The organism is Marinilabilia sp. (assembly GCF_016278715.1).
Lineage (GTDB): Bacteria > Bacteroidota > Bacteroidia > Bacteroidales > Marinilabiliaceae > Marinilabilia.
Map to the genome: position 1 here is coordinate 39,396 of NZ_JADQBH010000223.1, position 7,863 is coordinate 47,258.

The 7,863-nt window shown below is 40.6% G+C and carries 6 protein-coding genes; 2 read left to right on the forward strand and 4 right to left on the reverse strand.

Annotated elements, in window-relative coordinates; translation table 11 throughout:
• Positions 1-69 precede the first annotated feature (69 nt).
• From QZZ43_RS13725 to QZZ43_RS13740, 4 genes are all read right to left on the reverse strand, one after another.
• Positions 70-1,440 (reverse strand): S41 family peptidase, encoded by a 1,371-nt coding sequence (locus QZZ43_RS13725; protein WP_291860454.1) that lies wholly within the window; start codon positions 1,438-1,440, stop codon positions 70-72.
• Positions 1,441-1,497: 57 nt separating this feature from the next.
• Positions 1,498-1,674: a hypothetical protein gene (locus tag QZZ43_RS13730; RefSeq protein ID WP_291860457.1), complete on the reverse strand. Its 177-nt coding sequence runs from the start codon at positions 1,672-1,674 to the stop codon at positions 1,498-1,500.
• Positions 1,675-1,783: 109 nt separating this feature from the next.
• Positions 1,784-2,140 carry a hypothetical protein gene (locus QZZ43_RS13735; RefSeq protein WP_291860460.1) on the reverse strand — a complete coding sequence of 119 codons (357 nt, stop codon included), beginning with the start codon at positions 2,138-2,140 and terminating at the stop codon, positions 1,784-1,786.
• Positions 2,141-2,322: 182 nt separating this feature from the next.
• Positions 2,323-4,203 carry a T9SS type A sorting domain-containing protein gene (locus QZZ43_RS13740; protein ID WP_291860463.1) on the reverse strand — a complete coding sequence of 627 codons (1,881 nt, stop codon included), beginning with the start codon at positions 4,201-4,203 and terminating at the stop codon, positions 2,323-2,325.
• 400 nt (positions 4,204-4,603) lie between these two features.
• Here QZZ43_RS13740 and QZZ43_RS13745 point away from each other — a divergent pair, with 400 nt between their 5' ends.
• Positions 4,604-6,421: a hypothetical protein gene (locus tag QZZ43_RS13745; protein WP_291860466.1), complete on the forward strand. Its 1,818-nt coding sequence runs from the start codon at positions 4,604-4,606 to the stop codon at positions 6,419-6,421.
• Between the two features lie 384 nt (positions 6,422-6,805).
• Positions 6,806-7,863: Calx-beta domain-containing protein (locus QZZ43_RS13750; protein WP_291860469.1), on the forward strand; the 1,058-nt coding region annotated here is incomplete at its 3' end.

The following is a 7,863-nucleotide window of genomic DNA, read 5'->3' on the forward strand; positions in this document are numbered from 1 at the left end:
TACGAATTGTATAATAATTTTCCCTGCTTGGCTGAATCCACCAAAAAGTTAAACCTTGACCATTTATATTTACTCATTTGACGTAAGAACTTCAGTGTTTTTATTTTTTAAATACTCCAGTAGCTTCTCCAAAACCGGATCTCCTCCTTTCATATATTCCCTGGCAATATAAGGGATTGGGATGTCCGGCCGGACAATGCCGTCTTTAGCTTTGGTATATTCATCGTATTGGATAGTAGAAAAAGCAAACGGATTATCAAGAAATTCTCCTGACGCAACCTCTCCATATTTCAATGCATTAAAGGCCAATGGTTCTCCCACTAAAGTGGCTATTTCATTATATTGGCAAATATTAGCAAAACTGGCAGCAATAGATCCAGTGCTGCGACTAATCAAAACATATACCTTGAGATTGGGAACGAACAAGGATGAATCAAGTGCAAATGAGTGAAAAACATTTTCGGAAGGTAAACTCAACACTTGTCCATACTGTGATTCATCAAATCCATAATCCTTCGTAATTTTTGACACCCTCGCTTTGGCATCTTCCAAATAGTGAAGGCTGTCCTTATCCGAGAAAAAAGAGAAAAACAAATTTAAATCATTCCCCGAACCTCCAGGATTCTCTCTTAAATCGATAATTAAATCAGAATAACCAGATTGACTCATTTCTTCGGTGAGTTTTCTGAATTTCTTTAAAATGTATCCGTTATTTTCAAATTCACGGATTTTAAAATAACCTAAAGAATAATCCGGCATTATCTTCCCTTCGCAAAAGCGACCTTCTTTAACTAAATAATTTGGATAACGCATTCCATTGATTGTCACAGACTTTTCTTCATTATTTCGAATAAAATCAATTTTGTATTCCGGATATATCTGGTAATTCATATACCAAACTAAGTTGCCTACATCCACATACCGGTCACGGTAATAATAGCGCAGGTATTCTTTTACCGGGATATCATTAATAGATTTTATCAAGTCACCTCTTTTCAATCCCTCATCATAAAAAGAATTAACCAATAAGGAGTCGTTGATACAAAGTCCCCGAAATGGAGGCACCATAATTGAGGCTGTTTTATATTTAAGTTCAGGAAATTTTCTAAAAACAGGAATAATTCTAAAATGAGGATCTTCATTATTAATAAAATCCATCAATTTGCGCGCCTGAAAAACTATTTCAGCATCGTTCAATTTATGCGAGGGAATAGATTCTCCTATTGTTTCAATTAGTTCATCAATCTCTCTGTTTCCTAAGCTATCAAAAGAATAGGGGTGATATTTTTGAATTCGGTTTATGAACAGTTCAATCCTTTCCCTCGTTAACACCGTATCTTGTTTCTCCACATAGGAAATATACTGTTCTCGCACAAACAAATTTGGACTACAGCTCAGAAAAAGAAAACAAAAAACAACTTCAAAAAGAAAAGTCTTCATATATCGTATTATTAAGGTAAAGGGAGAGCAAAAAAGTAAACTCTCCCCTTCAAGTATTTAACCAGAAATAGTTTCCCCTGATGGTTCTGTCCCCACTGCAATTCTGATTTTTCTAGCTCTTTTTTTGCAAGAAAGACAAATTCCTTTTCCAGTCATCCCACCTTGGATAACTTGAAGTTGTTGAGGAGTCATTCTTTCAAACTTAGACTCATTTAAAACACTAATTCTATTCATTTTTCTGTGATTTAAAATTTCCGCCTACTCTTCCCCTTTTCGGCATCCGGGGCATTCACTTTCCGGCCGGGATAACTTAAATGCAGGGTAAAAATATGGCTGTCCACTCCTAAATTTTTGGAGTGGTGTAATTTTTAGAAATTCTAAATAAAAAGGAATGTTTTTTCTTTTCCGGAGGATGACGAAATTCGCCACATGAAATACCTCCCCGGGCCTGATGGAGCTTTTCCCGGTCAATCACTTCAAAACCACACACAAAATGCATGGGTTCCTCATACTCATAGGTACAACCGTAATGGTTGAAATGAATCTCTGCACCAAGCTCTTTGGCGGTCTGAAGTAATAAGAAAAGGGAACTTTGTGAAATCTGAAGCTTTTCAGCTAATTCTCCGGCATTACCGGTACAGCGCATCCGGATAAGTCGATCCAGCTGCTGAAGACGGGTTAGTTGTTTGGTAAAACTCATTCAATTGGGGTTTTGGGTAATAATCTATCAGGGATCGCTAACATATCCCTTTTAAAATATCGAACGCAAAATACAAAAAAATAAAAAATTTTACCTCCTGCCCGTCGTTTCTCACGACAAAACTGTAGACACGAGAGGTTTAAAGCCCCTCGTGCCGAAACAACTGAAAGAATTGAGAAAAATTACCTCTTCATTATTTTAAAAACATTTTTATTTAATTTTGTTGAAACTTCAAGAATATAAAGCCCATCAAGCTCCTTCTCTAAATCGAAACTTATTTTAGTAGCCTTTACATAATTTTTTTCTACTATTACTTTTCCTATTATATTTCTAACTGTAAGCGTAATATCTGAATGCTCCCTTCCTAAATCAATCTCAAAAATTCCATTTGTTGGGTTTGGAGATATTGATATTCCATAATCAGATGTATTTTCATGAATTGCTGTTGGAACAACAGAGATACAATCAGAAGTACCAACACATCCATTATCAACAACCTCAACAGCATAACTACCACTAACAGCAGGAGTAAAGGTTTGATTTGTTTCCGCTGGGATAATTGCATAAGAATTATTGCAATCTAACCATTGATACTCCGCCCCATTGACATTTGCTGTTAAGGTTGCCCCGGATTGTGTGACTGAGGCATCTACGCTGGTAACATCTACAGTGGTTACAATAACACTGTCACAGGATGACGTCTCTGTAAGTAAATTGCTGGTATAAATAACCTGGGAAACAATATTATTCTGAGTAGTCCCGTCGGGGAAAGTATAACTATCACCGAAACATACAAAATCATTCTCGGTTAAGTTATATGTTGGCGAGATTGTAACATTTGAGTCACCACTTGTTGCAGATCCACAATCCCCCGTCACAACACAATAGTAGACGCCTGAATTTGATGGACTCGTTGAAATTGCCAGGGATGATGCATTAGCGCCACTTATAGCACCATTTGTGTTGTACCATTGGTAGCTGAGAATCCCGGAACCAGAAGCAGATACCGAAATTGAGATCTCCGGACCTCCTTCGCAAGACGACAACAACGGAATTGGCTGAGTTGTAATTGTAGTTGGATTTAAAAATGAGATGGATGCTGTTCCACAGCTCCCGGGAGTTATACAACCACCTTCCCCTCTGACATAGTATGTTGTCGGCGTTGTTGGAGCAACATCAAAGCTACTTGTCGCAGTAGTTCCAATTAAGGTGCCTCCACATGAACCTGTATAAACATACCAACTGGTAGCATCATTTAGGTTACCGGAAATATTAAGGCTCGCATAACTTCCCGAACAGATTGGGTTTGGAGATGTGGTCACAGTTGGCACATCCGGTTCTATACAAGGCGGTAGTACAGTAAATGTTACCGGAAAGGGGGTTTGAGAAAAAGCAATTGTATTATCAAAACTCCAGTTACTAACATCATTTATTGCTGCATTGAGTGTTGCTGCATTACCGAAAGTGATAGCGCCATTGTAAATAAAATTATCATTTTCCACACCTGAATTGTGAACCCAAATTGCATTAACTCCATTCGTAAGCTGAGGCGGAAGTTGAGTTGTTCCAGTTGAGTTAGCCATTCCATCCCAATCGCTTGTATTGCTTGAGGGTTCAACATTAAAATGAATGCCTGTAATAAACGTTGGCGAAGTTGATGTGCCTTGATAAATAAATACCTGATCTCCAAAAGATCCAATTGTTGTATTTCCTGTAAGAGATCCAACAGACGCAACGTCAGGGTCTAATGTAGTACCATCGTTAGCAGCTGTTGTAATATGAATAATACTGCCCGAAGCCATATTACTTGTTGCAGTCCAAATAAGCGTTTCGTCTCCACTTGTAACATAAAAACTGTTGGAAGTATTGCTCCAACCCTGATCGGTAATTTTAAGTACTGTATTGACCTCAATATCTTTTAGCAAAAGAAATGAAAAATCATCACTGCCATCGGCGTTTATACCAACAAATGCAATATCTCCTGCTGTTAGGGTTGTTTGAGAAAACAAACTGGTACCTGCGAATAACGCAAATACAACTAAGGTAAGTAAACGTTTATTCATCTTTTTGAATTAAAGGTTAAATATCTAAGAACACATTATATGAAAATCATGTTTGCCAACGCATCCGATAAAACCATAATAACTTAATTGCCATTGACATAACTTCCTGTTACACTCAATATATTTATCAGGTTTAATCAAAAGTATCATTTATTCCCAGATAATTTTTAATTATTTGTTAAGGGTTGAATATTATTTGTCAAACACCTATCTTTTTATCGTTAAGCCACTTACCGCAGAAGGTAAAAGGAAGCTTTTTTATTGTGGATGGCTTTTCATTTCCTCTGGCAACAAACGAAAAAATCCGAACAAGGAACTTGTACCTCCATTCCGATCAAGGGGCAGGATCCAAACCATATTCACAGTTAATTTCATAAATTGCACCCCAAATAAAATAAGCATGATGAGCACAGCCAACAACAGCCCTATAAAATATTACTCTGCCAGGATAACAACTTACAATGCCCAACTAAAAAAGCTTACCCGGTATTTCCGCTTTACCGCCCCGGCCCGCCTGTTGACTTTTGCCGGATTGATCATCTCAGCATTGTGGTATATAAAGTCAAGATTTGATGAAACATTTTTTTGGTTTTCACTGGGGTTTCTTGTTTTGTTTGTACTTGCCGTCATCTGGGATTTACGACTTGTACGCAAGCAACGGACACTTAAAGCCCGTCTGAAGGTTAACGAGGACGAATTAAAATACCTTCAGCATCAATACAGTGAATTCGATAATGGCAGCGACCTGGCGAAAACCGCCCCGGAACTATCCGGTGATTTCGACCTGTTTGGGGCCGGTTCTCTTTTTCAGTACCTGAATCGCTGCGTTACCGGCCCGGGACGTGCATTATTGGGAAATGATCTGTCAAAGGGAAAGAGAGCTCCGCAAGAGATTAGAAAAAACCAGGAAAGCATCAAAGAATTGTCTGAAAATCCGGAATTCATTGAAGCTTTTCGCGCCCTGGGGTTGCAAGCCAATATGGAAACCAACGAAATAAAGAAGCTGAAAGAGTGGTTGGACAGTCCTGCCCTCAACACCTCTTTCCTTAAATGGGCAGGAACAGTCTGGCCTTTTCTGATGACTGCCTGGATTGTAACCACTTCATTGGGCTTCATCAACCCGAATCTAATTTTTATTCCAATCATAGGGGCTTTTCTTTTGGTAGCCTGGAAAAATAAAACCACACAAAAATCGCACGACCTTTTGGGAAGAAGTGCCAAAACGCTGAAAAAATACGCTGCCTTAATCAGCTTGGTTGAAAACCATCAATTTTCTTCTAAATTACTCCTATCGCTTCAACAACAGCTGATCGGTGAAAAACGAGCCGCAAGCCGGGTGCTAAAAAAACTGTTTCGATTACTTGAATTATTCGACTACCGACTCAACCTCATTGCAGGTTCGCTGTTCAATCTTTTTTTTCTATTCGATTTTCACATGCTGACAGTGCTGGAACAGTGGAAGACTTCACATAAGAATGCTGTCCCCAAATGGTTTGATACTATTGCCCGGTTGGATGCTAAGACTTCTTTTGCCGTATTTACATTTAACCACCAGGGGATGGCAGTGTTCCCGGAAGTCCTTGAGGCGCCTTTTACCTATGAAGCCAAGGAACTGAAACACCCGCTATTGCCCGACAGTGAATGCGTAGGGAATGACATCTCCTTTTCAGGACAACCAAAAATTCTGATTATTACAGGAGCAAACATGGCCGGCAAAAGTACTTTTTTACGTACCCTCACCGTCAACCTTATTCTAGGAATGAGCGGAGCTCCGGTTTGTGCCCGCGAAATGCGTTTTTCGCCTTGCGATATCCGCTCAAGCATCAATATCCGCGACTCGCTGGCTCGTCACGAGTCGTACTTCTATGCCGAATTACAACGACTCCAGGGGATTGTTCAGCAGGTGAAAGAACAACCCAACACCTTCGTGGTATTGGACGAAATTTTGCGGGGCACCAACAGCCTCGACAAACACAATGGTTCTTACGGTCTGCTGGAAAAACTCATCGCCCTAAACGCCATTGTGGTCATTGCCACGCATGATTTGGGTATCGGAGAACTGGAAAAACAATATCCCGGGATCGCCCACAACTACTGCTTCGAAGTAGAACTGGAAGGCGACCATCTGGCTTTCGATTACAAACTAAAGCCTGGCGTCAGTCAGAAACTTAATGCTTCATTTCTGATGAGGAAAATGGGGCTGGGAATCAACAAATAGTGTCTATGTTACTTAACATTAGTGTTTTTAAAAAAGCCTAAACGCTGAGACGCAATGACGTAAAGATTTTATTACAAGAGAGTAAAAATTAAAATGCCTTAATTTGCAAGTAACAAATTAACAGGCATTTGTAATCCCCAGGCTTTGGGATTACATAGTATTAACTTTATAATCCAACCCTAAAAACCCATTTCACCAGATTCACTTCTCTATTCAGGAGGCCTTAATCCTCAAAAAGACAGGATTCATCCAACCGCACCCCTTTCTTATCATAAAGAAGTCTTCCATCTTTAAATTAGGGGTTTCCATTGATATGCTTTTACCGTAATTTTACTTCAATGTTTCACCATTGAAAGATTGAAGTAAACAATAATCGGAATTATCATGGGCCTGAAGAATTCTGTCTTGACTACTTATATATCTGGTTTTTTTCTTGTGTTCGGAACCTTAACTTCTGCACAAGATATTTCCATTGATCAACCTGGAGCCTCTTTCCCGGAAGAAGGAGGCGTAGCTACCATCACAGTACGGACAGACCTGATTGACCCGGTAAATAACATCACTGTAAATCTGGGTTTTTCGGGCAGTGCCACACTTGCCACAGATTATTCTGCAAGCCAAACCAGCATCCTCATTCCCGCCGGAATTGAATACGGAACTGCAACACTCACCGGTATCTCCGACGAAATATTTGAGGGTACTGAAACCATAACTGTAGAAATCACCTCTGTATCAGGAGGCACAGCATCCGTCGGTTCTCCCGCTTCCCTGGATCTGCAAATCACGGACAACGAAACAGCGCCCGAAGTTTCTATTTCAGCCAGCCCGACTTCTTTCGCTGAGAACAGCAGCACCACCATCACGCTTTCCATGACCCCGGCAACCACAGAAACGGTAACCGTTAATTTGGCGGTGACCGATGGAACCACAACCGAAGGCGATTACAATTTCTCCGATACACAGGTACAGTTTGAAGCCGGGGAAACTCAGCAACAATTTGTCATTTCCGGCAATGAAGATGGCATTTCGGAAGGAACGGAAACTTTTTCCATTGGAATCACCAATGTCACCGGAGGAAGTGCGACCATGGGAACACAGGACACTCAAAACCTGGAGATAACCGACAACGACGGAACCCCTGCTGCTTCCATTTCTGCATCCGCTGCTTCTTTCAGTGAAGCGGCAGGAGCATCTGTCATCACAGTTTCGCTCAGCCCGGCATCTTCGCAGCCGGTAACCGTTGATTTGGGCGTCACTGGCGGTACGGCCTCAACAGATGATTATCTTTTTCCGGATACCCAGGTTTCCTTTGCTGCAGGTGAAACTTCAAAACCTGTTACCATCACAGGCGATGACGACCTCATTTTTGAAGGCACAGAAACCCTGACAGTTGCAATTACCGGTGTTACAGGCGGAGGTGCATCCGTCGGTTCTCCCGCTTC